Source organism: Marinomonas rhodophyticola (assembly GCF_026113935.1).
GTDB lineage: Bacteria > Pseudomonadota > Gammaproteobacteria > Pseudomonadales > Marinomonadaceae > Marinomonas > Marinomonas rhodophyticola.
On the sequence record NZ_JAPEUL010000009.1, the window covers coordinates 248844 to 272947 of the forward strand.

The 24104-nt window shown below is 43.5% G+C and carries 23 protein-coding genes and 1 pseudogene; 8 read left to right on the plus strand and 16 right to left on the minus strand.

Annotation, left to right across the window (positions count from 1 at the left end; genetic code table 11):
• Positions 1–48 precede the first annotated feature (48 nt).
• The 11 genes and pseudogenes from atpA to ONZ52_RS15600 all read right to left on the minus strand — a co-directional run bounded on the left by atpA (position 49) and on the right by ONZ52_RS15600 (position 10594).
• Positions 49–1593 carry a F0F1 ATP synthase subunit alpha gene (gene atpA / locus ONZ52_RS15550; protein WP_265219633.1) on the minus strand — a complete coding sequence of 515 codons (1545 nt, stop codon included), beginning with the start codon at positions 1591–1593 and terminating at the stop codon, positions 49–51.
• Positions 1594–1631: 38 nt separating this feature from the next.
• The gene (locus tag ONZ52_RS15555; RefSeq protein WP_265219634.1) at positions 1632–2168 is read right to left on the minus strand and encodes a F0F1 ATP synthase subunit delta; all 537 of its coding nucleotides are present in this window, start codon (positions 2166–2168) and stop codon (positions 1632–1634) included.
• Positions 2169–2179: 11 nt separating this feature from the next.
• Positions 2180–2650 carry a F0F1 ATP synthase subunit B gene (locus ONZ52_RS15560; RefSeq protein WP_265219635.1) on the minus strand — a complete coding sequence of 157 codons (471 nt, stop codon included), beginning with the start codon at positions 2648–2650 and terminating at the stop codon, positions 2180–2182.
• Between the two features lie 55 nt (positions 2651–2705).
• Positions 2706–2963: a F0F1 ATP synthase subunit C gene (gene atpE, locus ONZ52_RS15565; protein WP_265219636.1), complete on the minus strand. Its 258-nt coding sequence runs from the start codon at positions 2961–2963 to the stop codon at positions 2706–2708.
• A gap of 65 nt (positions 2964–3028) precedes the next feature.
• Positions 3029–3851: pseudogene (atpB, locus tag ONZ52_RS15570) on the minus strand (F0F1 ATP synthase subunit A).
• Positions 3852–3902: 51 nt separating this feature from the next.
• Positions 3903–4307 (minus strand): ATP synthase subunit I, encoded by a 405-nt coding sequence (locus ONZ52_RS15575; protein ID WP_265219637.1) that lies wholly within the window; start codon positions 4305–4307, stop codon positions 3903–3905.
• A 164-nt stretch (positions 4308–4471) separates the two neighbouring features.
• Positions 4472–5356: a ParB/RepB/Spo0J family partition protein gene (locus ONZ52_RS15580; protein ID WP_265219638.1), complete on the minus strand. Its 885-nt coding sequence runs from the start codon at positions 5354–5356 to the stop codon at positions 4472–4474.
• A 45-nt stretch (positions 5357–5401) separates the two neighbouring features.
• Positions 5402–6169, minus strand: a complete 768-nt coding sequence (locus ONZ52_RS15585) for a ParA family protein (RefSeq protein ID WP_265219639.1) — start codon at positions 6167–6169, stop codon at positions 5402–5404.
• A 3-nt stretch (positions 6170–6172) separates the two neighbouring features.
• The gene (rsmG, locus tag ONZ52_RS15590) at positions 6173–6799 is read right to left on the minus strand and encodes a 16S rRNA (guanine(527)-N(7))-methyltransferase RsmG (protein ID WP_265219640.1); all 627 of its coding nucleotides are present in this window, start codon (positions 6797–6799) and stop codon (positions 6173–6175) included.
• 51 nt (positions 6800–6850) lie between these two features.
• On the minus strand, positions 6851–8740 hold the full coding sequence (gene mnmG / locus ONZ52_RS15595) for a tRNA uridine-5-carboxymethylaminomethyl(34) synthesis enzyme MnmG (RefSeq protein ID WP_265219641.1): 1890 nt from the start codon (positions 8738–8740) through the stop codon (positions 6851–6853).
• Between the two features lie 795 nt (positions 8741–9535).
• Positions 9536–10594 carry an NAD(P)-dependent alcohol dehydrogenase gene (locus ONZ52_RS15600; RefSeq protein ID WP_265219642.1) on the minus strand — a complete coding sequence of 353 codons (1059 nt, stop codon included), beginning with the start codon at positions 10592–10594 and terminating at the stop codon, positions 9536–9538.
• 186 nt (positions 10595–10780) lie between these two features.
• Between ONZ52_RS15600 and ONZ52_RS15605 the strand changes: the two genes are divergently transcribed.
• The 8 genes from ONZ52_RS15605 to ONZ52_RS15640 all read left to right on the plus strand — a co-directional run bounded on the left by ONZ52_RS15605 (position 10781) and on the right by ONZ52_RS15640 (position 18602).
• Positions 10781–11659, plus strand: a complete 879-nt coding sequence (locus ONZ52_RS15605; RefSeq protein WP_321160348.1) for an AraC family transcriptional regulator — start codon at positions 10781–10783, stop codon at positions 11657–11659.
• Between the two features lie 70 nt (positions 11660–11729).
• A complete protein-coding gene (gene acuR, locus ONZ52_RS15610; RefSeq protein ID WP_265219644.1) occupies positions 11730–12401 on the plus strand; it encodes an acrylate utilization transcriptional regulator AcuR in 672 nt (223 codons plus the stop codon).
• A 70-nt stretch (positions 12402–12471) separates the two neighbouring features.
• The gene (gene acuI, locus ONZ52_RS15615) at positions 12472–13455 is read left to right on the plus strand and encodes an acrylyl-CoA reductase (NADPH) (protein WP_265219645.1); all 984 of its coding nucleotides are present in this window, start codon (positions 12472–12474) and stop codon (positions 13453–13455) included.
• 57 nt (positions 13456–13512) lie between these two features.
• Positions 13513–14673, plus strand: a complete 1161-nt coding sequence (locus tag ONZ52_RS15620; protein WP_265219646.1) for a glycerate kinase — start codon at positions 13513–13515, stop codon at positions 14671–14673.
• A gap of 112 nt (positions 14674–14785) precedes the next feature.
• Complete coding sequence (locus ONZ52_RS15625; protein WP_265219647.1) at positions 14786–15862, plus strand: sensor histidine kinase; 1077 nt, start codon at positions 14786–14788, stop codon at positions 15860–15862.
• Positions 15849–16439, plus strand: coding sequence for a response regulator transcription factor (locus ONZ52_RS15630; RefSeq protein WP_265219648.1), 591 nt, complete (start codon positions 15849–15851; stop codon positions 16437–16439). Before ONZ52_RS15625 ends, ONZ52_RS15630 begins: the two co-directional genes overlap by 14 nt.
• Before the next feature lie 140 nt (positions 16440–16579).
• Positions 16580–17233: a potassium channel family protein gene (locus ONZ52_RS15635; protein WP_111605790.1), complete on the plus strand. Its 654-nt coding sequence runs from the start codon at positions 16580–16582 to the stop codon at positions 17231–17233.
• A gap of 1 nt (position 17234) precedes the next feature.
• Entirely contained in the window at positions 17235–18602 is a 1368-nt protein-coding gene (locus tag ONZ52_RS15640; protein ID WP_265219649.1) for a TrkH family potassium uptake protein, read from the plus strand.
• A 27-nt stretch (positions 18603–18629) separates the two neighbouring features.
• Here the strand turns inward: ONZ52_RS15640 and ONZ52_RS15645 are convergent, their stop codons facing one another.
• The 5 genes from ONZ52_RS15645 to rpmH all read right to left on the minus strand — a co-directional run bounded on the left by ONZ52_RS15645 (position 18630) and on the right by rpmH (position 23611).
• Positions 18630–19472: an Abi family protein gene (locus ONZ52_RS15645; RefSeq protein WP_265219650.1), complete on the minus strand. Its 843-nt coding sequence runs from the start codon at positions 19470–19472 to the stop codon at positions 18630–18632.
• Between the two features lie 329 nt (positions 19473–19801).
• Positions 19802–21181, minus strand: a complete 1380-nt coding sequence (gene mnmE / locus ONZ52_RS15650; protein ID WP_265219651.1) for a tRNA uridine-5-carboxymethylaminomethyl(34) synthesis GTPase MnmE — start codon at positions 21179–21181, stop codon at positions 19802–19804.
• A 137-nt stretch (positions 21182–21318) separates the two neighbouring features.
• Complete coding sequence (yidC, locus tag ONZ52_RS15655) at positions 21319–22974, minus strand: membrane protein insertase YidC (RefSeq protein ID WP_265219652.1); 1656 nt, start codon at positions 22972–22974, stop codon at positions 21319–21321.
• A gap of 95 nt (positions 22975–23069) precedes the next feature.
• Positions 23070–23468, minus strand: a complete 399-nt coding sequence (rnpA, locus tag ONZ52_RS15660) for a ribonuclease P protein component (protein WP_265219653.1) — start codon at positions 23466–23468, stop codon at positions 23070–23072.
• Positions 23469–23476: 8 nt separating this feature from the next.
• Positions 23477–23611, minus strand: coding sequence for a 50S ribosomal protein L34 (gene rpmH / locus ONZ52_RS15665; protein ID WP_012072147.1), 135 nt, complete (start codon positions 23609–23611; stop codon positions 23477–23479).
• Between the last annotated feature and the right edge of the window lie 493 nt (positions 23612–24104).

Here is a 24104-nt window from a genome sequence, read left to right on the forward strand (position 1 = left end):
AACTGCAAGAAAATGGTGACAGGCTAAACTAGCTTGCCACCAAAATCATTACCAAGTTTGCGTCGCTTTAAACTTCTCGATTGCCGCTTTAAATGTCGCTTCAATCTCGCCGTTAAAATTGCCAGTTTTGTTAATGTCAGCCATAAGATCAGTGTGTTCACTGTTCATATAGCTCAACAAAGCCGTTTCAAAACTACCAATTTTGCTTGTTTCAACATCTTCAAGGAAGCCATCATTAGCAGCGTAAAGAACCACACCCATATCAGCTACAGGCATAGGAGAGAACTGCTTTTGTTTCATCAGTTCAGTAACCTGTTTACCATGCTCTAGCTGCTTACGAGTTGCTTCGTCTAGGTCAGATGCAAACTGCGCGAATGCCGCCAATTCACGATACTGAGCCAAGGCAAGACGAATACCACCGCCAAGCTTTTTAACGATCTTAGTTTGTGCTGCACCACCAACACGAGAAACCGAAATACCGGCGTTCATCGCTGGACGGATACCCGCATTAAACAAGCTCGTTTCTAAGAAGATCTGACCATCGGTAATAGAGATAACGTTTGTCGGTACGAAAGCCGATACGTCACCACCTTGTGTCTCGATGATTGGCAATGCTGTCAAAGAACCTGTTTTACCTTTCACTTCACCATTGGTAAAGTTCTCTACGTAGTCAACGTTTACACGAGACGCGCGCTCAAGAAGACGAGAGTGAAGGTAGAAAACATCACCAGGGTACGCTTCACGACCTGGTGGACGACGAAGTAGCAAAGAGATCTGACGGTATGCCCAAGCTTGCTTGGTCAAATCATCGTATATGATCAATGCGTCTTCACCGCGGTCACGGAAGTATTCACCCATAGTACAGCCAGTGTATGGTGCTAGGTACAGCATAGCAGCAGGATCAGACGCACCTGCAGCAACCACAGTGGTGTAAGCCATAGCGCCCGCTTCTTCTAGCTTACGCACGACGTTAGCAATGGTAGATTGTTTCTGACCGATCGCAACGTACACACATTTAATGCCAGAGTTTTTCTGAGCAATGATAGTGTCGATTGCTAAAGCTGTTTTACCAACCTGACGGTCACCGATGATCAACTCACGCTGACCACGGCCTACTGGTACCATGGCATCAATTGCCTTGTAACCAGTTTGAATTGGCTGATCAACTGACTGACGAGCGATTACGCCCGGCGCCACTTTTTCAACTTTATCAGTAAGTTTTGCATCGATTGCGCCTTTGCCGTCAATTGGGTTACCCAATGCGTCAACAACACGACCAAGCAATTCAGGACCAATTGGAACTTCCAATATACGACCTGTACATTTTACTTTTTGACCTTCTACAAGATCTTGGTATTTACCTAGTACTACCGCACCTACAGAATCACGCTCTAGGTTCAAAGCAATACCGTAAACACCACCAGGGAATTCAATCATCTCCCCGTACATAACATCTGCCAGACCGTGAATCAGAACGATACCGTCTGCCACACTGACAATTGTGCCCTCATTCTGGGCATCAGAAGTTACATCGAGGTTCTCGATGCGCTTCTTGATAATCTCGCTGATCTCAGATGGATTCAGTTGCTGCATGCTAAATTCCTCAACCCTGGTTTCGATTTAACGAAACGCTAGGAGTTTATCGCCTCGGCCAGTTTCGCTAATTTTCCGCGTACTGAACCGTCGATGATTAAGTCACCGGTACGGATAACCACGCCACCAATTAGGCTCGCGTCTGTTTCACTGGTTAAGTTGACCTTACGATCTAACTTTTTCGCCAATGAAGCGGCTAATGTTTGTGTTTGTTCAGCTGTTAACTCGAAAGCTGATGTAAATTCAACATTTACAGCTTTTTCGAAATTCAGTTTGAACTGTAAAAATAGCTCAGAAATCATAGGAAGAAGCGATAAACGCTTATTCACTGCAAGTGCTAACAAAAATGCTTTGCCTTGCTCTGTAGCTACTTCTGCACAAACGTCCGCTAGAGCGTTTGCCTTCTCTTCCGCACTAAAAGCGGGATTTCCAAGTGCTTTTTTAAGCTTGGGTTCTACTGTAACAGCAGCCAATATGTTTAACATATCGGCCCACTCAGCAATATAACCCTGCTCTCTAGCTACTTCAAAAACCGCTTTAGCGTACGGTCGCGCGACTGTTTTTAATTCAGCCATTAGACCCTCGCTTAAAGCTCTTTGGCGAGCTGTTCAACGATCTCGCTATGTGCTTTTTCGTCAATGGTGGCGCCCAAAATTTTCTCGGCACCAGCAAAAGCCAAAACAGAGACTTGTGCACGCAATGCTTCTTTAGCACGCATAACATCTTGCTCTATTTCTGCTTGAGCTGCTTCGCGCAGACGTTTGCCATCAGCAATTACCTGCTCTTTCGCCTCGTCGATCATTTGGTTCGCACGTTTGTTGGCTTGTTCAATAATCTCGGCCGCGTTGTCTTTGCTTTCACGTAATATTTGAGCGGCTTGTTCTTGTGCCAACTCTAGATCACGTGAAGCGCGGTTCGCTGCTTCTAAACCGTCCGCTATTTTTTTGCTACGCTCTTCGAGCGCAGCAATCACTGGTGGCCACACGTACTTCATGCAGAACCAGACAAAAATCGCAAACGAGATAGCTTGGCCTATAAGTGTGAGATTCAAATTCACGCTAATACCCTCGCTCTAAGTCGTTTAAAAATCGTTTCTGTAACATTACAGAAAATTAACCAGCGACCTGAGCAACAAAAGGATTCGCAAAAGTGAAGAACAATGCGATACCTACACCGATCATAGTTACGGCGTCAAGAAGACCCGCTACGATGAACATTTTAACTTGCAGCATTGGAACCATTTCTGGTTGACGCGCAGCGCCTTCCAAGAATTTTCCACCCAAAATACCAAAACCAATCGCAGTACCTAGGGCACCTAGACCGATTAGAAGGGCTACAGCAATCGCAGTAAGACCAACTACAGTTTCCATTTTAACTCCTACATTTTCACAGTTTTAGATAAGGTTTAAATAATATTACTTTAAAGAACACACACTTAGTGATCTTCGTGCGCCATACTCAAGTAGACGATAGTCAACATCATAAAGATGAAAGCTTGAAGCACGATGACCAAAATATGGAATATTGCCCATGGCACAGACAGAGCCCCATTGTAGACCCCAAGGCAAAATAGCAATCAAAATAAAGATCAATTCACCAGCATACAAGTTACCAAATAGTCGTAATGCCAATGACACAGGTTTCGCAAGCAGACCAACACCTTCAAGCAATAAGTTGAAAGGGATCATCCATTTACCAAAAGGCTGTAACGTTAATTCACCAACAAAGCCACCAATACCTTTTACTTTGATGCTGTAATACACAATCAAAATAAACACAGATAAAGACATGCCTAAAGTAGCATTTAAGTCTGTTGTTGGAACCACTTTAAAGTATGGAATACCCAGTAGTCCGGCGATAGTTGGTAAGAAATCAACTGGTACTAAGTCCATCGTATTCATTAAGAATACCCAGACAAAAATAGTGAGTGCTAATGGAGCAATAACTTTACTTTTGCCATGGAAGGTTTCTTTAACACTACCGTCAACGAACTCAACCATCAACTCAACAAAGTTTTGTAATCCAGACGGCGTGTCTGCAGACACCTTTTTCGCTGCTCTACGGAATAACCATAAAAACAGAATACCTAATGCGATGGAAAAGCCCATCGTATCAAGATGAATCGCCCAGAACCCCATATCTGCCGCTTCTTTAGCACCGTGAGCAATGCCCCAACTGCCATCAGGATGTTGACCAAAGGTCAAATTCTGAAGGTGATGCTGTATATATTCAGAAGCTGTTGGATTTTCACTTGCCATATTTATATCCACGCTCTTTCAATGATTAAAACCTTATTTCCTTCGTACTAATCAATGCTTTAGTACAATAGGACTGAGCCAGTGACTCAAAATTGCCAAACCAAAACCTGCAAAGAAAGCTCCTGCAGCCAATGGTTTTATCAGAAGAAAAACCAACGACAGTAATATTGCTGTCATCGCTATTTTACCGGCTTCTCCTCGATAGAATGATCTAACGACATCTTTTGCAGGACGAGTTCCTTTGTAACCAAAAACTCGCCAAGCCATATATACGCTAGGCAATATGCTGGTTAAGGCTCCCAAAATAAATGAGTACCCATACAGACAGCCTGCAATGTAAAAAATTCCCAAAGAAATTAAAAAAGTCAGTAATAATTGCAATAAAAGGAAACGAAATACAGCCTTCTTTTTAGCGCTAATAATTGCACTCGCGCTTAGTGGCTTTTTTGTCTCCATTGCCTAACTCTCTTTGCGCACTATAAAAGTGCAATCAATGTGATGATTTACAAAATTCGAGGCATTATATGGGTAATAGCTGCCGTGTTCAACTTAAACTGATTATCAAGATCACTTTCTAATCATCTTGTCTAGATAGAAAAAAGCATTTGTCACGAATTGCTTCATTTCCCTTTAAGCAGTTCGCTGATCAAGAGTTCTAGGTGTTCAGGGTTACGGTACTCAATGACCAACTTGCCTTTTCCTTTGGCTGAAGGCTGTATTTTTACCGCTGCATTAATTTTTTGACTAATGCGTTCTGCTTCTGCACTTAAATCTGGCAGGATAGGTTTGCTATCTTCATTTTTTTCAATAACTTGGAAGTTTTTCACCAATCTTTCTGTCTCACGGACAGACAAGGATTTAGTGACAACTTGTGACGCCGCTTGAATTTGTTTGTCATGCTCTAAAGGTAATAAAGCTCGCGCATGGCCCATTTCAATATCACCATGTTCTAACAAACGACGAACTTCAGGCGTCAACCCTAACAAACGTAATAGATTCGCTACAGTTGAACGAGATTTACCAACGGTATCTGCAACTTCTTGTTGAGTAAGGTGAAAATCCTCAACCAAACGCTGTAGAGCCAACGCTTCTTCTACAGGATTTAAATCTTCTCGTTGAATATTTTCAATCAACGCCAGTACCACCGCATCGGCGTCTTCAACATGACGAACGATGACGGGAACTTGTGTTAAATCTGCTAATTTAGCGGCACGCCAACGACGCTCACCGGCAATAATTTCATATTGATTGTGGCCACTTGGTCGCACAACAATAGGCTGCATTATGCCTTGATTTCGAATAGACGCCGCTAAGTCTTCTAAGTGTGTAGGGTTCATGTCACGACGAGGTTGAAATTTACCTTTCGAAAGCCAATCGATAGGTAGATATGTTAGGCCTTTTATTTGTTCATTATTTACATCACTGTCAGACTCTTTAATTGCCGTCGTTTGTGGTGCTAATAATGCATCTAAGCCACGACCTAGACCTCTTTTTTTCATCGTCATTTCATTAACCCTAATTGCTATTAAAGCACACTTATAAAATCGTAATTACGCTACCGATTTTCGAATAAACTCACCCGCTAAAGCTAGGTAAGCAATGGCACCACGAGATTGTTTTTCATAATGTAAAACAGGCAAACCATAACTCGGAGATTCCGCTAAACGAATATTTCTAGGAATGACCGTATCGTAAACCTTATCTCCAAAATGCTTATGAAGTTGGCTAGACACATCATGTGTCAGACTAGGACGAGGATCATACATGGTTCGAAGAATTCCTTCGACCTCTAGTGAAGGGTTTAATGCTTGGGTGATTCGATTAATGGTCTGCAATAAAGCGGTCAATCCTTCTAGGGCATAATACTCACATTGCACCGGAATCAATACCCCTTGGGAAGCGGCCAAAGCATTTACCGTCAGCATATTTAAGGCAGGAGGACAATCCAGCAAGATATAATCAAAGTCGTTGTCGACTTCGTATAAGCCAGCACGCAAACGTGTTTCTTTGCTAGGCAAATCGAGTAGAACAACCTCAGCCCCAGTCAAATCCGCGTTAGCGGGTAATACCCAATATTCACCTGGCATACTTTTTTTCATGACTTCTTTTACGCCATGAGAACCAATCAATACATCGTAAACACTAGTATCCAGTTCTTCTTTAGTAAAACCACTACCGGTTGTTGCGTTCCCTTGCGGATCTAAGTCTATTAAAAGCACTCGACGTTTCATCGCCGCAAGAGATGCCGCCAAATTAACACAAGTCGTGGTTTTGCCGACACCACCTTTTTGATTGGTAACTGCGATGATTCTTGCCATGTTTTATCCTTTACGCGTCATCACTACCATGTGACGCTCCGCCTGAACATGTGGCACGTTAAGAGGTTCAACGGAGACTAGATCAACCTCTTTTGGTAGTGCCGCGATTTCTTCACTAGGGTAAACCCCTTTCATGGCTAAAAAGTTACCAGTGTCCTTAGGAAGAGGTAACGTCCACTTAATCATATCCTGTAACGAGGCAAACGCTCGAGAAATCACGTGATCGTATTCACCCTGATGCGGATGTTTTTCAACTCGTTCATTTGCCACGGTGACATTATGAACCCCTAGCTCCATTTTCACCTGCGTTAAAAAGCGCGTTTTCTTACCGTTGCTGTCTAATAAGGTAAATTGTTTTTCAGGGTAACAAATTGCAAGCACCATACCAGGTAAGCCAGGTCCCGTGCCAACATCGATAATATTGGTTCCGGTTATAAAGGGTAACGTGGTTAAGCTGTCGAGCAGATGCAAAGAGATCATCTGTTCGACATCACGGATAGCAGTCAAGTTATAAGCCTTGTTCCACTTTTCTAACATGGCTAGGTATTTTACAAGCGTCTGAATTGTTTCATCAGATAGAACAGCGCCCATTTGTTGGGCGCCTTTTTGAATGGTGTCAAAGTGTGTCACAGTCGATCCATTTCTATAAAGATAGCAATTAGGGATTATCGGCTGATGATTCTAGGCACTTTTTCGTGCAATGGCACGTTTTTTCAAGTGAATTAATAGTAAGGATACTGCCGCGGGCGTTACACCTTGAATTCGAGAAGCGGCTGCAAGCGTCGCAGGACGAAGCTGTGTTAGCTTTTGCTTAATCTCATTCGATAAGCCTTCCATCTTCGAATAATCCAAATCCTCAGGTAATGCGGTATTTTCTTGACGACGTAAACGCTCAATATCTTCAGCTTGACGACTAATGTAACCCGCGTACTTAACGGCTATCTGTACCTGTTCAGAAACTTGCTCGTCGACAGGCTCATCAAGAGCATTTTTTAGATTTGCCACATCGGAATACACGATATTTGGACGTTTAAGTAAGTCCAGCAAGCTGTATTCATGGGTAATTGGCGTTTCTAATTTAGGATTAATGCTCTCCGCTTCAGGTGTATTCGGCACAATCCAGCTAGATTTAAGACGCTGTGTTTCTAATTCAATGGCTTCGCGTTTTTTGCAAAAAGCAGCCCAACGTTCATCAGACACTAAACCAAGTTCACGACCTTTTTCTGTCAAACGCATGTCAGCGTTATCTTCGCGTAAAATCAAGCGATATTCCGCACGGCTAGTAAACATACGGTAGGGTTCTTTTGTCCCCATACTGATCAGATCATCAACCAAAACACCTAGATACGCTTCATCGCGACGTGGTGTCCAAGCCTCTTTATCTTGTGCTAACAACGCTGCGTTCAAACCTGCCAGTAGACCTTGTGCGCCCGCTTCTTCGTAACCAGTTGTACCATTGATTTGTCCTGCAAAGAACAAACCAGGCATATGTTTGGTTTCCAAGGAATATTTCAAATCTTGCGGATTGAAGTAATCGTATTCAATGGCATAACCAGGACGAATGATATGGGCATTTTCCATGCCTTTCATCGAACGCACTAGCTCAATCTGCACATCAAATGGTAAAGAAGTCGAAATACCATTTGGATACAATTCGTGTGTCGTTAAGCCTTCTGGTTCAATGAAAATCTGATGTGAATTCTTATCAGCAAAGCGCACGATTTTGTCTTCAATAGAAGGACAATAACGTGGACCAACGCCTTCGATCACACCAGTATACATAGGAGATCTATCCATTCCTGCACGGATAATGTCATGTGTACGCTCGTTAGTATGAGTGATAAAACACTCAATTTGGCGAGGGTGCATTGCGCGGTTCCCCATGTAAGACATTACTGGATCAATATCATCACCAGGCTGCGCTTGCATCAGTGAAAAATCAACGGATCGTGCGTCGATTCTAGGAGGAGTACCTGTTTTTAAGCGATCAACCCGAAATGGCAAGGCGCGTAGTTTTTGTGCTAGGCCAATAGACGGCGGATCACCAGCACGACCACCAGAGTGATTTTGTAAACCAATGTGGATAACACCACCTAGAAAAGTGCCTGCGGTCAATACCACCGTTTTACTATTAAAGCGAATTCCTGTTTGTGTTATGACGCCACGAGCAGCACCATTTTCAACAATAAGATCTTCTACAGACTGTTGAAAAAGCCACAAATTTGGCTGATTTTCTAATTTATGGCGAATAGCGGCTTTATATAATATACGGTCAGCCTGTGCACGAGTCGCACGAACAGCAGGTCCCTTACGTGAATTTAAAGTACGGAACTGAATACCTGCTTTATCTGTTGCTAACGCCATTGCACCATCTAATGCATCAATTTCCTTAACTAAATGGGATTTTCCAATACCACCTATAGCAGGGTTACAAGACATTTGTCCTAACGTTTCAATGTTGTGGGACAGTAAAAGTGTTTTTACACCCATCCGGGCAGCAGCTAAAGCGGCTTCTGTGCCAGCATGTCCGCCACCAACCACAATTACATCGAAACAACTTGGGAAATCCACGGGAACCTCGGTATTACTTAATAAGAAATGAATAAAAAACGAACAGATTCGATAAGGTGGCCTAGTATATCGGCAATTTTTTAAAAAGAAAGAGACATCCGAACACAACCCCCGGTCATCAATATTAATAAGTTAATTAAGTATATATGTCTTTTTATGTTTGTTATGTTTATGTAAGAAGCTAAAATCTGTGCATAAATACATTTAAGCTATATATGTTAATAACTTACATAGATAACATCTTGTTAAGACAGGGCTTCCTTTCCTGTGATGTGGATAACCTTATCCTGTGTATAAACTAGATACTTATACAGGGGGTCTTTTTTTGTTCGTCGTTGTTAAAAACTGTGCAAAACTTCTTATCCACCTATCACCAGACTTATCAACAGCAAAAAAATACACTTTTTGAAAACCTATCTATATGTTTTTAATGAATATTTTTTTAAAAAACACGGTTACAAGGGGGTTTTTACTAAAAAACAGTCCACAGGTAAAAAAATAAAAAAATTGAAAACTCCACATTTCAAGACAATAAAGAATGTGTATAATTTCTCTGTCAATGTCTTGACAGGGATAAATTTTCGCTTGTGTATAAAAAATTAAGCCTAAAAAAGTCTGTTTTTTGTGAGTAACTTTATCCTCAGCGTCTCAATATGGATAAAAATCTGTTTTTGTATATCTTTTTACCCTCCTATTTCCCTAACAAATAGCTTTTGCACAGGCAAAAAAAGCGCCAGTGATGCAGTAGGTTGCATCACTGGCGCTGTGTCGATTACAGGCGGTTTACGGTTTTATTTACTCGTCGTTTTTTAGACTTTTCATATCAATGATAAAACGGTATTTCACATCACCTTTCTTCATGCGCTGATAAGCATGGTTAATGTCTTGAATGTCGATCATCTCAGCATCACACTCAATGCTATGTTGTGCACAGAAATCCAACATTTCTTGTGTCTCTGCAATACCCCCTATCAGTGAACCTGTAAGAATACGACGTTTCATGACCAAGTTAGCGGCATGAACCGCGGGTTCCATCGGTTCGATCAGTCCGACTAAAATATGGGTTCCATCGACTTTTAAGCAATTCAAATAAGGGTTCAAATCATGTTGAACCGGAATCGTATCGAGCAAGTAATCAAACGTCATGGCGGCCGCTTGCATTTGTGCCTCATCCGTTGAAACGATTACATGATCAGCACCTTGCTTTTTCGCTTCCGCTATTTTGCTTTGAGAGCGCGTGAAAATAGTCACTTCTGCACCAAAGGCTTTCGCGAATTTTACGCCCATGTGGCCTAGACCGCCCATACCTAACACGCCGACTTTATCGCCTGCTTTCACACCATGATGACGCAATGGAGAATAAGTGGTGATACCTGCACATAATAAGGGGGCTGCTTTACTCAACGCCAATGTTTCGGGAATCGATAAGACAAACTTCTCGCGAACTACGATGTGATCTGAATAACCGCCATAGGTTAACGTACCATCAATTAGGTCGTTAAAACCGTAAGTGCCAACAAAGCCATTATCGCAATATTGCTCTAGATCTGCGGCGCAATGAGAACAATGCTGGCAAGAATCGACCATACAGCCTACACCAACAATGTCACCCACTTTGTATTTAGAGACCTTACTGCCAACTTCGGTGACTTTACCGACAATTTCATGACCAGGAACGATTGGGTAATTACTAGGACCCCAATCACTTTCTGCTACGTGAATATCAGAATGACAAACACCGCAATACAGAATATCGATGTTGACATCGTCTGCACGAAGAGCGCGGCGCTCAAAAGAAAAAGGGGCTAATGGGGTCGTTGCGGATAGAGCCGCGTAAGATTTTGCTTTACTCATAAATGCTTACTCCAGTCTGTGAACATGAAACATGTTGCGACTAGTGTAGAGCAAACTTTTTTGTTTGGTGTTGTGCATTCTTGTTATTGTTTTGCCAATTTCTCCAAATAAATGAAACTTAACTTTTGCTACACAATCTTGTATGCATAATAATCCCATTGATTTTAATAGATGGATGGATTAAAGGTGAGCGATAGAAATTTAGTAGATTTGATCAAATCTCTAGTGAGCGAAGATGGTTTCAGCGATACCTTGATTGCCAATGTTCGTTTAATGAAGTGCGCAAAATCTTTACCTCGAATGCCTCTTATTTATCGGCCAGGACTTACTATCATTGTTCAAGGTCAAAAAATAGGCTATTTAGGCGACCGTGAAATCCACTACAATTCCGGTCACTACTTGGTTCAAACCCTGCCTCTGCCTTTTGAATGCGAAACCTTTGCCAGTCAACAAGAACCGCTTTTGGGTGTCTCTATTGATATCGACCCTGTTGTATTATCTGAGTTGGTGACTGTTTCTTCTGAAGACGCTTTAAAGCCATCTGTTACTCATTTTCCCATGTCATCTGTCCCAATGAGTGATGACATGCTTGAATCCGTGTTTCGTCTTATTAAAGCGTTGCATGATCCTCACACCGCCAAAGTCATGGGGCAAAGTCGAGTGAGAGAGGTCATTTTTGAAGCCTTGCAAAGCCCACAAGGTGCTGCATTACGGGCCTTAGTGGTAAATCAAGGGCGCTTTTCATTAATAGTGAACTCTCTCAAGCAATTACATCAGCAGTTGGATCAAGAGGTACGTGTTGAACAACTCGCTGAAGATGCCAACATGAGTGTTTCCAGTTTTCATCATCACTTTAAAAATGTCGCAGGATCTTCTCCTTTGCAGTACTTGAAGCGTTTGCGCCTTTTGAAAGCGCAAATGTTATTGAATCAAGGTCATTTAAATGTCAGTCAGATTTCCTTAGAAGTGGGTTATAAAAGCGTGCATCAGTTTAGTCGCGACTATAAACGTTATTTTGGTTCACCGCCGACAAAAGACAAATTAAGAGAAGATGCCGTAATATGAAGCGCTTGAATTAAATAGACGATTGGTCTAAATTTATACCTATCGTATTTTATTGCTTAGGTATAAACACTTGCTTTCTGTCCTTGATAAACCAGATATCGCCGCCAACTTGCCCAATAATCCTCGTCGTGGCCGACCTAAAAAGTCGTCAGTAGACCCTTTGGATACGCGTGAGGCTTTATTACGCGCCGGTATGCTGATACTGACGGAGTCTGGATTTACCCGCAGTGGTATCGACCCCATCCTAAAGTCCATAGGTGTACCAAAAGGCTCTTTTTATCATTACTTCTCCAGTAAAGAAGCCTTTGGTTTGGCCGTTTTAGAGCGCTATCGCCGTTATTTCGAAGCTAAGTTAGACGGTTTTTTGCTCGATGAGGCATTTTCTCCGCTAGAGCGTTTGCAGCGCTTTGTCCAAGATGCTCAAGACGGTATTGTCCGCCACGAGTTTAAACGAGGTTGTTTAGTCGGTAACTTAGAGCAAGAGTCTTCTCTGCTGCCTGAAGCATTCAGTGAGCAGCTGCAAATGACCTACCAAAGCTGGCAAGATCGTGTTGCTGTTTGCTTATTAGCAAGCCAAAAGCACGGTGAAATCACTCTGCAAACGAGTATCGAAGAGACCGCTCAAGCATTTTGGATGGGCTGGGAAGGTGCTGTTCATAGGGCAAGACTAGTAAAAAGCACTCAGCCATTAAGCTTATTCATGACGTTTTTTATCCAAGCGATTCAAAGCAAAACCCATTAGCAATAAACCAGGCAGAAAAACCTAGGTTTTTAGCTATTTAACTAGACGAATGGTCTAAAGTGGAGAATTTATGTTTAAAGGTTTATTCATCACGCAAGAAGACAAAAAAAGCGCTGTATCTATCGTTGATTTATCAGAAGATCAGCTACCGGAAGGCGATGTGCTAATCGAAGTGCATTACAGCACCTTAAATTATAAAGACGGCTTAGCCATCACTGGTAAGTCTCCTGTGGTGCGTTCTTTCCCCATGGTGCCAGGGATCGACTTAGTGGGTAAGGTTTTGCAAAGTGATTCCAATCGCTTCTCGGTGGGTGATCTTGTGGTACTGAATGGCTTTGGTGTGGGCGAAGTACATTGGGGTGGATTGGCTGAAAAAGCTCGTTTAAAAAGCGACTGGCTTATCCCGCTTCCAAAAGGTATAGACGCTAAGCAATCTATGGTAATAGGTACAGCGGGTTATACGGCAATGTTATCCGTACTTGCGCTTGAAAAACAAGGTGTTACGCCAGATTCTGGTGATATTTTAGTGACTGGCGCCAACGGTGGTGTTGGTAGTTTTGCCATTCGCCTATTAAATCGTCTTGGTTATCACGTGGTTGCCTCCACTGGACGAATGGAAGAAAGCGATTATTTGAAAAGTCTTGGCGCGAGCGACATCGTTGATAGAAAAACACTGTCTGAGCCGGGTAAACCTTTACAAAAAGAGCGTTGGGCAGGGGTCATCGATTGTGTCGGCAGTCACACACTCGCCAACGCCTGTGCAAGCACAAAATACGGCGGTGTGGTAACCGCTTGTGGCTTAGCTCAAGGCATGGACTTCCCTGCTTCCGTTGCGCCATTTATTTTACGAGGCGTTAAGTTAATCGGTATCGACAGCGTCATGCGACCTTTAGCAGACCGCATTGAAGCGTGGCAACGCTTAAGCGAACTTTTGCAACCTACAGACTATGACAACATCTGTGAAGAAATTGCTTTGCAAGACGTAGTCGAAACGGCCTATAAATTGCTTGATGGAAAGGTACGCGGTCGAGTGATTGTCAACATAAAAGCCTAATAATGGGCTTTTATGTCCTATCAACGAGACCTGTTTGACCCGCAGCAAGGATTAACTATGAAGATTGTAATTGCCCCTGATTCCTTTAAAGAAAGTTTAACCGCGCTGGAAGTAGCGAATGCGATTGAGGTGGGTTTTCGTCAGGTATTTCCTCAGGCGGAGTATATAAAAGTGCCGATGGCAGATGGTGGCGAGGGGACGGTACAATCCATGGTTGACGCGACTCGAGGTCATTTGGTTGACCTTGAAGTGACCGGTCCGCTGGGCAATAGAGTCATGGTGCAATACGGTATTTTAGGTTCGGTAGAGGGTCAAACATCGACCACTGCGGTGATTGAAATGGCGTCCGCTTCGGGGTTGCATTTGGTGCCACGAGATCAGCGTGATCCACTTTACACCACCAGCTACGGAACCGGAGAATTGATCAAAGATGCTCTAGATCGAGGCATTAAACACATCGTTTTGGGATTAGGTGGCAGTGCAACCAATGACGCAGGTGTGGGGTTGGCACAAGCATTGGGCATTCAATTTCAAGGCGATAATAGTCAAGAACTGCCCTTTGGCGGCATGGCGCTTGCGCAATTGAGCCATATTGATATGAGTCTGGTGCACCCTCTTCTAGCAGAGTGTCATTTTGATGTGGCTTGTGACGTGGATAATCCTTTATGTGGTGAACGTGGCGCTTCCGCTATTTTTGGCCCACAAAAAGGCGCGACACCTGAAATGGTGACTTTATTAGATAAGACGTTAGCGCATTTTGCGGATGTCTTGGTACAAAGCGGGTTTGCTGATCATCGTCTCGACCCTGGCGCTGGCGCGGCGGGTGGCATGGGCTTGGGCGCAAAAGTGTTTCTTAATGCAACCCTCAAACCGGGCATTGAGATTGTTATGGAAACCGTTGGTCTGGCTGACAAACTGAAAAATGCCGATTTAGTCATCACTGGCGAAGGCCGAATAGATGGTCAAACCGTGTTTGGCAAAACCCCAATGGGGGTACTGAAACAAGCCAACTCAAATAGGGTTCCCACCATTGGTATAGCGGGTAGTTTAGGGAAAGACGCTGAGGCTATTTTAGCCCACGGCATGTTGGCGATTTTTCCCATCATTCCGGCGCTCGATAGCTTAGACAATGTCTTACTTCAGGCGGAAACGAATGTAATCAACTCATCACGTAATATCGCAGCCGCCATTCAATTAGGACGGCTGCTGAGCGAATAAATACCGTGATGAGGTGAAAAAGTTACGCTTTTTTTACGCGCCAATCTTAACTCCCTTTGCTACAGTCTTGCTTGTACTTCTCCTTAGGTAAAAGGCCATCACAAGCGAGACTATGAAAAGACCAGCGATTTCTTCCCATTATGCCGCCATGTTTGCGGTCTGTAGCGCTTTATTGATCAGCTATGGTTTGGATCTTTGGTTGGGATCGAATATTGCGATTTTATTGATTTTGCAGCTGTCTGTGGTTGTCGTCGCGTTATCATGTCATCCCCGCTGGGTGTATGGTATCGCTTTATTTGAAGCCTTATGTTTTAACTTCTTATTTACGGCGCCCCGTTATTCATTTGAGATGTTTAATCGCAACGACATGGTGAATGTGCTGGTGTTTTTATTGGTGGCAGCGGTCACCAGTAAGTTAGCCGAACTGTACCGCGATCAACAGAGTCGTTTAAAACAAGAGCAATTGCGCAATAGTATTTTATTGTCCGTTTCCCATGACTTACGCACTCCGTTAGCGACCATTATTGGCACCCTAAGTACATTAAAAGAATACATGGATAAGCTCACCGAGAAAGAAAAAGCTGAGCTGTTCGACAGTGCCATCAGTGAAAGCCACCGACTGCATCAGTACATAGAAAACCTACTGCAAGCTACGAAATTGCAACACGGTGTGGTGCTCCCAAAACAATCCGCGCAGTCAGTGGTGACTATCATGCACCTTGTTGTTGAGCGATTTAGTCAGCAACAATCCCGCTTACATCTGCACACAGAGGATAAATTACCACTGGTTTCAGTGAGTTCGTCACTTATTCAACAAGCGATTTTTAATGTTGTCGACAATGCTTTGAGATACTCACCAGCAGACAAGTCTGTGACCATTTCTGTAAAGTCGTTAGACACAGATAATAAGCCTCCTCAGGTTAGTATTGAGGTACAAGACCAAGGGATTGGTATTCGAGCGGATCAGTCTGATAGCATTTTTGAGCTGTTTTATTCGGTTGACGCTTTCAAGCGAAACGACAGCGGGACGGGCTTAGGTTTGGCGGTATCAAAAGGCATTATCGCCGCACATCAAGGTACGATTCAATCCGTTCCGGTTGAGCAAGGTTGTCTGATTCGTATTTGCTTGCCCGCGTGCCATGAGACATTAGCGCATGGTAAAGGAGGAATGTCTCATGATGCTTTATAAAATACTGGTGATCGACGATGAGCCTCAAATCCACACCTTTATTCGAATCTCATTGGTAGCAGAAGGGTTTACGTACCTTGGTGCACAATCCATCGCCGAGGCGAAACAGGTGATTCAACAAGATTCACCGCATTTATTGATATTGGATTTAGGCTTGCCAGATGGCGACGGCATGGATTTGGTCAACCTTGTACGCGCCACCAGCAACACGCCGATCCTCATTTTGACCGCTCGCGATGAAGAAGATGAAAAGATTCGTCTGCTTGAAGCGGGTGCGAATGATTACCTAAGCAAACCCTTCGGCATTCGCGAATTGATTGTCCGAGTAAAAGTGTTACTGCGGGACTTAGTTAATACTCACTTACCTACTGACATTCTAGAAACCAAAGATATTAAGCTAGAAATTAGTACCAACCAAGTGTGGTTTCAAGGTGTGCCCCTGGCGTTAACCAAGAAGGAATTTGCCTTTTTGCGCATGCTCATGACAACGCCAGACAAACTGGTGATGCAAGAAGATTTATTGGCCAACATTTGGGGGGGACTCATACCCAAGATTCGCATTACTTGCGGATTTTAGTCAGTCAGCTGCGAAAAAATTCAACGATAATGCCAATGATCAGCGTGTTATCAAAACGGAAGCTGGCCTAGGTTATCGCTTGTTATCTGATCGTTAAATTATCGAAAGACTCTCAAAAATACGAACAAAAGGGAATCAATATGGCGCATTTTACGGTAATTGGTTTGGGGCGTTTTGGCATTGCGGCCAGCATGGAGCTGATTTATTTAGGGCATACGGTCACGGGGGTGGATCGAGACGCTAAAATTGCAGAAAAATATGTTGATGACTTCACCCAAGTGATAATTTGTGATTCCACTGATGAGAATGCCTTAAAAGAACTTGATTTGATTAACAGCGAGGCGGTGCTGGTGGCCATTGGTGAAGACATGGAATCCAGCCTGTTGTGCATCTTGGCACTGAAAAAGCTGGGCGTGAAAGAGATTTGGGTCAAAGCCAGCAGCCGTGCTCACCATACTATTGTTTCTAAATTGGGTGTCGCTCGCATTATTCATCCTGAAGAAGAAATGGGGGTTCGAGTGGCCCAAGCGTTGAACTATCCGATGGTGAACGATTACCTGTCGATTGGTCATGGTCTATATGTGGTGGAAATACACATAAAATCCCATTTGGATGGCCAGTCATTAGGCGACGTTCTCAGTGCGTCGAAAGGGCGTGTTGAAGCCGTGATGATCAAACGAGAACAAGAAACATTTTTGCAATTGAAGCATGATTTTGTTTTTCAAACCCATGACGTTCTATTGTTGTCTGGTACACGCACTTCTCTAAAATCCCTCGTACCAAGGTTGGTTTGATATGGTGATGTGGGACCCCTCGGTTTCTCCTATTGAAAGACACTCAAAAGCCGCTAAAAAGATCATGGCAGCACCGCCTTTGATACTGTGTGGCGGCTTTTTATTGTTAATTGTCATAGGAACCCTGTTACTCAAACTGCCTATGGCCACAACAACCCCAATTGGTTGGGTGCATAGCCTTTTTACTGCCACGTCAGCCGTCACAGTAACAGGGCTGGTGGTACAAGATACGGGCACGGTTTTTACGACTTTTGGGCAAGTCGTGATTGCGGTGTTAATTCAATGCGGTGGTTTAGGTTTAATGACCTTTGCTGTGGTCACTCTCGTTGCTCTAGGCGGCCGTATTGGTTTTTTACAACGTACGGTTGCGATTGAAGCCTTTAATCAAACCGACGCCTCTAGTATCGTTTCCACGGCCAAATCTGTGTTGCTGTTTTCCTTCATCGTCGAAGCCATTGGCATCTTGATTCTTACGGTGCATTGGAGCGAGACACTCGGCTGGAAAACCAGTTTATTTCATGGCTTTTTCTACACCATCAGCGCCTTTAATAACGCAGGCTTTGCATTGAGTGCTGACAGCCTTGTTCCTTATGTGGCCGACCCTGTGGTGAATTTCACCATAAGCGGATTGTTTATTATCGGTGGTTTGGGGTTTTCCGTCTGGATTGACCTAATGAAAAACCGTCGTTGGGTAAGACTTTCACCTTACAGCAAGATGATGATCATTGGCACCATTGTCATCAATTTGGTGGCTTTGCTTACGATTTATTTTATTGAATACAGCAATCCAAACACTCTTGGTCCTCTGAGCGAAACAGGCAAGTGGCTTGCCTCATGGTTTCAGGCCGTAACCCCAAGAACAGCGGGCTTTAACACGCTTGCGATAGATCAATTAGAAGATGCGACCACTGCTCTTATGTTGCTGCTGATGTTCATTGGAGGGGGCTCTTTGAGTACCGCCAGCGGCATTAAGGTAGTGACTTTTATGCTGTTAATATTTGCCACTTATGCGTATTTACGACGAGATTCCGAAGTCAATGTGTTTAAGCGAGAAATCCCCAAAGATGTGATCAGTAAAGCGCTCGCGTTAACCATGATCTCAATTGGTGTGACTTGGTTGGCGATTTTTGGTCTCTTGATCAGTGAAAAACACGCCGACTTCCTAGATGTGGTTTTCGAAGCGGTCTCAGCACTTGGCACTGTGGGGTTATCTCGAGGATTAACTGGAAACTTAAGCAATACTGGCGAATTTATCATCATCTTCTTGATGTTTATCGGCCGTTTAGGCCCATTAACACTGGCCTACTTCCTCGCCAGCCCAAGAAGCAAAAAAGTCCGCTATCCAAAAGTTAAAATGACCGTGGGTTAAGGGCTTTATAGTGCTATCAAGCCTTCTTTATACCCACAGAGGTCGGGTTTCCCAATCAGTGGGAAAGCCCATTTTTGTTGTATCTATGGCATGCGTATTGATTAAGTTTTTGAGTCTCGTTTTCCAGTGATGCCCAGGAGCTATTATATCCATGAGATATAGCATTATTGTCAACGTGTTGTAGAGCTTTTTTAAGTTCCTATCGTTGTGAGGCAAGCGCAAAATGCTATTAATCAAATCGTTTGGACCGACTGTTGGTAACTTCATTTGCTTAGGAAAAACACGATTCCATAGCCTCGCATGATGGGCAGCTTTGTTTCTCACCAACGACAAATGCTCGCAAAACGAAGTCATTACTGCTTCATTGAGGTTGTAAACCTGACAGATTGCTTTGCGGTCTTGCCTCTCATTGATATTGGAAAACCATTTGGATAATTGACCCATAGTCATTAGCTCAACTACGGCCCATATGGGAGGTAATGTCTCCTGATACTTAGTTGTTAGATGGCGAATAAAGTCTTCATCGCTTTGATGTACATCTTTTTTCAACTTGTTTAACCCATCTTGATGTCTTCCCGTATTTTGAAATATTGAGGGGGCAAGATGCGGGTGCGCTGTATTATGACGGTGACTTAAGTGATAAGCCATTTGCGTTCTTAATGAGACTTCGATTTTTTCGATAGCATCTAGAAGCAGTAAGCGTAACTCTCGATCAAAAATATAGAGGTTTAACACATCATCGAACGTTGTACCGGGAGCAACCTGATGAGTCGTGTGATTTGTCTCGAAGGGTAAGCAGTAAGCTGATAGCCGATAATAATTTAGCTGTGAAAGATAAAATTCAGCTTTCGATTGATCTGGAATATCCAAACCATGAGATTTCAGTATCTGAACTTGTTCAGCAAACGTCTTAGGCGGCTTAGTAAAAGGATTTTGTTCTGGGTAGTCATTTTTTATTCCCCCAGAAACAAGTAACCCCTCGCAGGGCGCTGATCTTACGGGTAGCGGGAGGGGTGTTGTTAGAATTAATTATAGCGACAAATATACTTGTTGCAATGTATTTGTTTAAGATAGCTAAACAACTAGAAAACCAAACATTAATCCAATCCATTGAATTTAAAAACATTTATTGTCACCTTAATTATAGTAAGTTGGTATTTCAACCAGCCATTTTCAACTTTTCTACTAAGTTGCGTATTCTACTTCCCGATACAAAACGAGCCAAAGATGCGGCCTAACAAGTCGTCACTGGTAAACGCGCCAGTGATTTCACTTAGGGCTTGTTGAGCTTCTTTTAGGTCTTCCGCAAGCAGTTCCCCTGCCCCGTATCCATGCAGCTGTTCGTTACCGGCGTCTAAGAAACGGTTGGCTTTGTTGAGCGCTTCTATGTGACGGCGACGGGCGATAAATCCTCCTTCAGTCGTGCTGTCGAAGCCCATGACGGCTTTTAGGTGTTCAGTCAGATCACGAACGCCCTCACCTGTTTTTGCCGATAGAGAGATGACAGGGACGCCTGAGACCATTTCAATGCCCGTGCCTTCTTTGGTCAAATCGACTTTGTTACGCACCAAGGTAAGGTGTTTGGTATTGCCCAGTTTTTCCATGAATTCTGGCCAGATTTCGCTTGGGTCTTTTGAATCTATCGATTGGCTGTCGACCATCATGAGAATGCGATCCGCTTTGCTAATTTCGTCCCATGCGCGCTGAATACCGATGCGCTCTACTTCGTCTGGGCTGTCGCGTAAGCCTGCGGTGTCGATAATGTGCAGTGGCATGCCATCTAGATGGATATGTTCACGCAATACGTCTCGAGTGGTGCCTTCGATGTTGGTGACGATGGCGGACTCTTTGCCTGATAAGGCGTTCAATAAGCTGGACTTGCCGGCATTGGGACGCCCTGCTATGACCACGTTCATCCCTTCACGAATCAAGGCGCCTTGGTTGGCTTCTTTGAGCACGTCAACAAGCTTCGCTTGAATGCCTGCCAGTTCTGTGGCGACTTTGCCGTCACCGATGAAGTCGATCTCTTCTTCTGGAAAATCGATCGCCGCTTCTACGTAAATACGCAGATGAATTAAGGCTTCAACCAGTTCGTCTACGCGTTTTGAGAAGGCACCTTGTAAGGAACGCAATGCGCATTTAGCGGCTTGTTCTGACGTACTGTCGATCAAGTCGGCAATGGCTTCCGCTTGGGTTAAATCCATTTTATCGTTCATGAAGGCACGTTCGGAGAACTCACCAGGACGTGCTAAGCGCGCACCAAGGGCAACACAGTGACTCAGCAGCATGTCCATAATGACGGGGCCGCCATGGCCTTGCAGTTCAAACACATCTTCGCCAGTGAAGGAGTTGGGACCTGGAAAATATAAGGCGATGCCTTCATCTAGCTGTTCTTGATTCGTGGTTTTAAACGGCACGTAATGGGCATAACGTGGTTTAGGTTCAAAGCCGATAATCTGTTTGGCGATGGCAAGGCTTTTTGGACCGGATAAACGAATGATCCCTACGCCACCTCGGCCAGGAGCGGTGGCTTGTGCGGCAATCGTGTCTTGGTCTGTGGCGTATTGGAAATCGGTCATAATCAAACTCTGTGCGATAAAAGAAAATAAATAGAGATGGCTGTCATTGTCCGTTAGCAAGACAAGCATGGCAATCTAAACGTAAAAAAGGCCTCCCAATGGGAAGCCTTTTTTGAAATCAAAGACCGATTTTGTTATCAGGCTTCTTTTTCGATACGTTTCGTAATGATGTACTGCTGTATGATTGACAAGGTGTTGTTTGTCACCCAGTACAGTACCAAACCGCTCGGGAACCACAAGAAGAAGAAGGTAAATGCGATCGGCATTATCTTCATGATTCTAGCTTGCATTGGATCTGGCGGTGTTGGGTTAAGCATTTGCTGTCCCATCATACTAAGGCCCATTAAGATAGGCAGTACGAAATAAGGATCCATTACAGATAAGTCATGGATCCATAAGAAAAATGGAGCATGACGTAGCTCAACAGATTCCATCAGCACCCAGTACAAAGAAAGGAAAACCGGCATTTGTACCAAAATAGGTAAACAGCCCCCTAGTGGGTTTATTTTCTCTTTCTTGTAGAGCGCCATCATGGCTTGAGACATCTTTTGACGGTCATCACCGTATTGATCTTTCAGTTTGGCAATTTCAGGACCGAACTTACGCATTTTCGCCATAGAACGGTAGCTTGCGGCAGACAACTTGAAGAAGATTGCCTTCACACACACTACGATCAAAATGATGGCGATACCCCAGTTGATCACATAAGACTGGATCAAGGTTAACAGCCAAAATAGTGGTTTTGCTAACCACCATAACCAACCATAATCGACGGTCAAATCTAGATTTTCTGCGGTGCTTTCAAGGTGATCTTGTAATTTAGGGCCAACATAGAACGTTGAGCTTAATGTACCTTGTTTGCCTGACGCGATTTCCACAGGCGAACCGGTGAAGCCAATGATATTAAAGTCACCGTTAGTACGCGCTTGTAAAGTGACTTTTTGACCTTGCTCAGGGATCCATGCAGACACAAAATAGTGTTGTAGCAATGCAACCCAACCTTGTGTAGTGGTGGTTTTAAGCGGTTCTTCTCTCATGTCAGAAAAAGATACTTTTTTGTATTTGTTCTGCTCATCAGAAACCGCACCGCCTAGGTAAGGCTGTAAGCCCATGCTAGTGGCCGTACTTGGATCTTCTGAATTGTCACGTTTAATCTGTGCGAACAGATTACCGCGCCACGTGCTTGAAGACGTGTTATCAACCGTGATCAATTGGCGAATACGGTACTGACCTTTCGTAAAACGGAAGGTTTTGGTGTATTTCACGCCTTTTGCATCGGTGTAATAGAGATTTACGTCAAGCGAATCTTCACCATCCGTCAAAGTATAAGTCGTTTTTTCTGACTGATAGACTGGACGGCCTTCTGGTGAAGCGTCGGGACCGTTTTGACCCACTAAACCACTTTGCGTGACATAAGTACGCGCAGAGCCATCTTCTAAAATGACATAAGGATCCGGTTTACCTAATTCTTTTTTGTATTGCAGCAAAGCCGCTTCAACAAGGTCGCCGCCAACTGGATTAATGGCAACACGCAAGGTATCGGTTGTCACTTCTATCAGTTTTCCGGGTGCAATTTGGCTCACACTTTGCGGAATCTCGGCATTCGCATCGGCCGTACTTTGAGTTGCCATAGGCAAATCATCGTTCATTTGAGAGTTTGTCTCAGTTTGAGACTGTGTGCTTTGAGCTACGCTTTGCGTGGACTGAGGACCATAATCTTGGCTCCACTGTAAAAACAGCATGTAGCCACTGATAAAAAGCGCACCCCATAAAAAGTAACGTCTGAAATCCATGGTATTCAACTAATTCATTTGGTTAGACAAGTAGGTTCATTGAACCCTTATAAAAATCACGCGCTATTAAACCAGCCTTTGGCAGTTTTTTCAGCCTATTTCTGCTTATCTTGATCGCGTTTTTTATTTTGAGCGGGTTTTAAGGCTTTTTTTGCCAACTGATCCCATGCTTTGTCGAGTCGCTTATGCAAATCGGCATTATCTAATTCTTTGATGCCTTGGCGTGCTAGGAAGACAATATCAAGGCCAGAAAGTGGAGTTTTGTGGTGACGAAAGGAATCACGTACCAAGCGTTTGATACGATTCCGGCCTACCGCGCGTTTATCCGTTTTTTTCGACACAATAAGACCTAACCGAGCTTGGTTATCATCTCGTTTTCGTGCCAATAAAAGGAATTCGCCTGCAAAGACTTTGGAGGAGGTGTCATTAAAGACAGATTGATAATCCCCGGCATTCAGAAGTCTGACGTGCCGAGGAAAACAATATTCGGTCATCAGCGTACTTATGCGCTTAGAACCTTACGGCCGCGAGCACGACGACGAGCGATAACTTGACGTCCGCCTTTAGTAGCCATACGAGCACGGAAACCGTGGTTACGTTTGCGTTTTAGAACGCTAGGTTGGAAAGTTCTTTTCATCTTAATTCTCTCACTGAATGCAGTGTTTGAGTTTTGAGGGTTAGCTCGCGCCAAGCCTCTACATTTGATTGGTCAAATCAGGGCGCGGATTTTAGAGGCTTTTTCCAGTAAATTCAATGCTTACAGAGGGGAATTATGAAAAAAAGAGCTGCACAATTCATTCAATACTTACACACAGAGTTTTACCAAAGAAGTGGATAAAGAAATTTGAATAGAAATATTTTATCCACAACCTCTTTTTTAAGTCTCTAATGTGTATAAAAAACAAAATGATAAAACTTTTTCCACATGTGGATAGTATTAAAATAAACGCATTATGTCGTGTGTATAACTTATGCTTTTATGCACAAAAATATTTCTTATCTACTCCTGTGTATAACCTGCCATGTTATTAACATTTTTTGATTTACGGTAGGAATCGGTTTTTTTTCTATTTATGTGTGGATAACTTTAAATGCCCGATGTAAAATCCGCTCCTTGTCTGTCACTCAAC

What these genes read in the sequence shown, in the direction of transcription:
- mnmE (WP_265219651.1), bottom strand. Translation starts at nt 21,181, where the DNA reads ATGACCGATTTCCAATACGCCACAGACCAAGACACGATTGCCGCACAA.
- yidC (WP_265219652.1), bottom strand. Translation starts at nt 22,974, where the DNA reads ATGGATTTCAGACGTTACTTTTTATGGGGTGCGCTTTTTATCAGTGGC.
- ONZ52_RS15585 (WP_265219639.1), bottom strand. Translation starts at nt 6,169, where the DNA reads ATGGCAAGAATCATCGCAGTTACCAATCAAAAAGGTGGTGTCGGCAAA.
- ONZ52_RS15640 (WP_265219649.1), top strand. Translation starts at nt 17,235, where the DNA reads ATGGTGATGTGGGACCCCTCGGTTTCTCCTATTGAAAGACACTCAAAA.
- ONZ52_RS15635 (WP_111605790.1), top strand. Translation starts at nt 16,580, where the DNA reads ATGGCGCATTTTACGGTAATTGGTTTGGGGCGTTTTGGCATTGCGGCC.
- ONZ52_RS15555 (WP_265219634.1), bottom strand. Translation starts at nt 2,168, where the DNA reads ATGGCTGAATTAAAAACAGTCGCGCGACCGTACGCTAAAGCGGTTTTT.
- atpA (WP_265219633.1), bottom strand. Translation starts at nt 1,593, where the DNA reads ATGCAGCAACTGAATCCATCTGAGATCAGCGAGATTATCAAGAAGCGC.
- ONZ52_RS15630 (WP_265219648.1), top strand. Translation starts at nt 15,849, where the DNA reads ATGATGCTTTATAAAATACTGGTGATCGACGATGAGCCTCAAATCCAC.
- atpE (WP_265219636.1), bottom strand. Translation starts at nt 2,963, where the DNA reads ATGGAAACTGTAGTTGGTCTTACTGCGATTGCTGTAGCCCTTCTAATC.
- ONZ52_RS15580 (WP_265219638.1), bottom strand. Translation starts at nt 5,356, where the DNA reads ATGACGATGAAAAAAAGAGGTCTAGGTCGTGGCTTAGATGCATTATTA.
- ONZ52_RS15625 (WP_265219647.1), top strand. Translation starts at nt 14,786, where the DNA reads ATGAAAAGACCAGCGATTTCTTCCCATTATGCCGCCATGTTTGCGGTC.
- ONZ52_RS15575 (WP_265219637.1), bottom strand. Translation starts at nt 4,307, where the DNA reads ATGGAGACAAAAAAGCCACTAAGCGCGAGTGCAATTATTAGCGCTAAA.
- rpmH (WP_012072147.1), bottom strand. Translation starts at nt 23,611, where the DNA reads ATGAAAAGAACTTTCCAACCTAGCGTTCTAAAACGCAAACGTAACCAC.
- ONZ52_RS15620 (WP_265219646.1), top strand. Translation starts at nt 13,513, where the DNA reads ATGAAGATTGTAATTGCCCCTGATTCCTTTAAAGAAAGTTTAACCGCG.
- rnpA (WP_265219653.1), bottom strand. Translation starts at nt 23,468, where the DNA reads ATGACCGAATATTGTTTTCCTCGGCACGTCAGACTTCTGAATGCCGGG.
- acuI (WP_265219645.1), top strand. Translation starts at nt 12,472, where the DNA reads ATGTTTAAAGGTTTATTCATCACGCAAGAAGACAAAAAAAGCGCTGTA.
- ONZ52_RS15600 (WP_265219642.1), bottom strand. Translation starts at nt 10,594, where the DNA reads ATGAGTAAAGCAAAATCTTACGCGGCTCTATCCGCAACGACCCCATTA.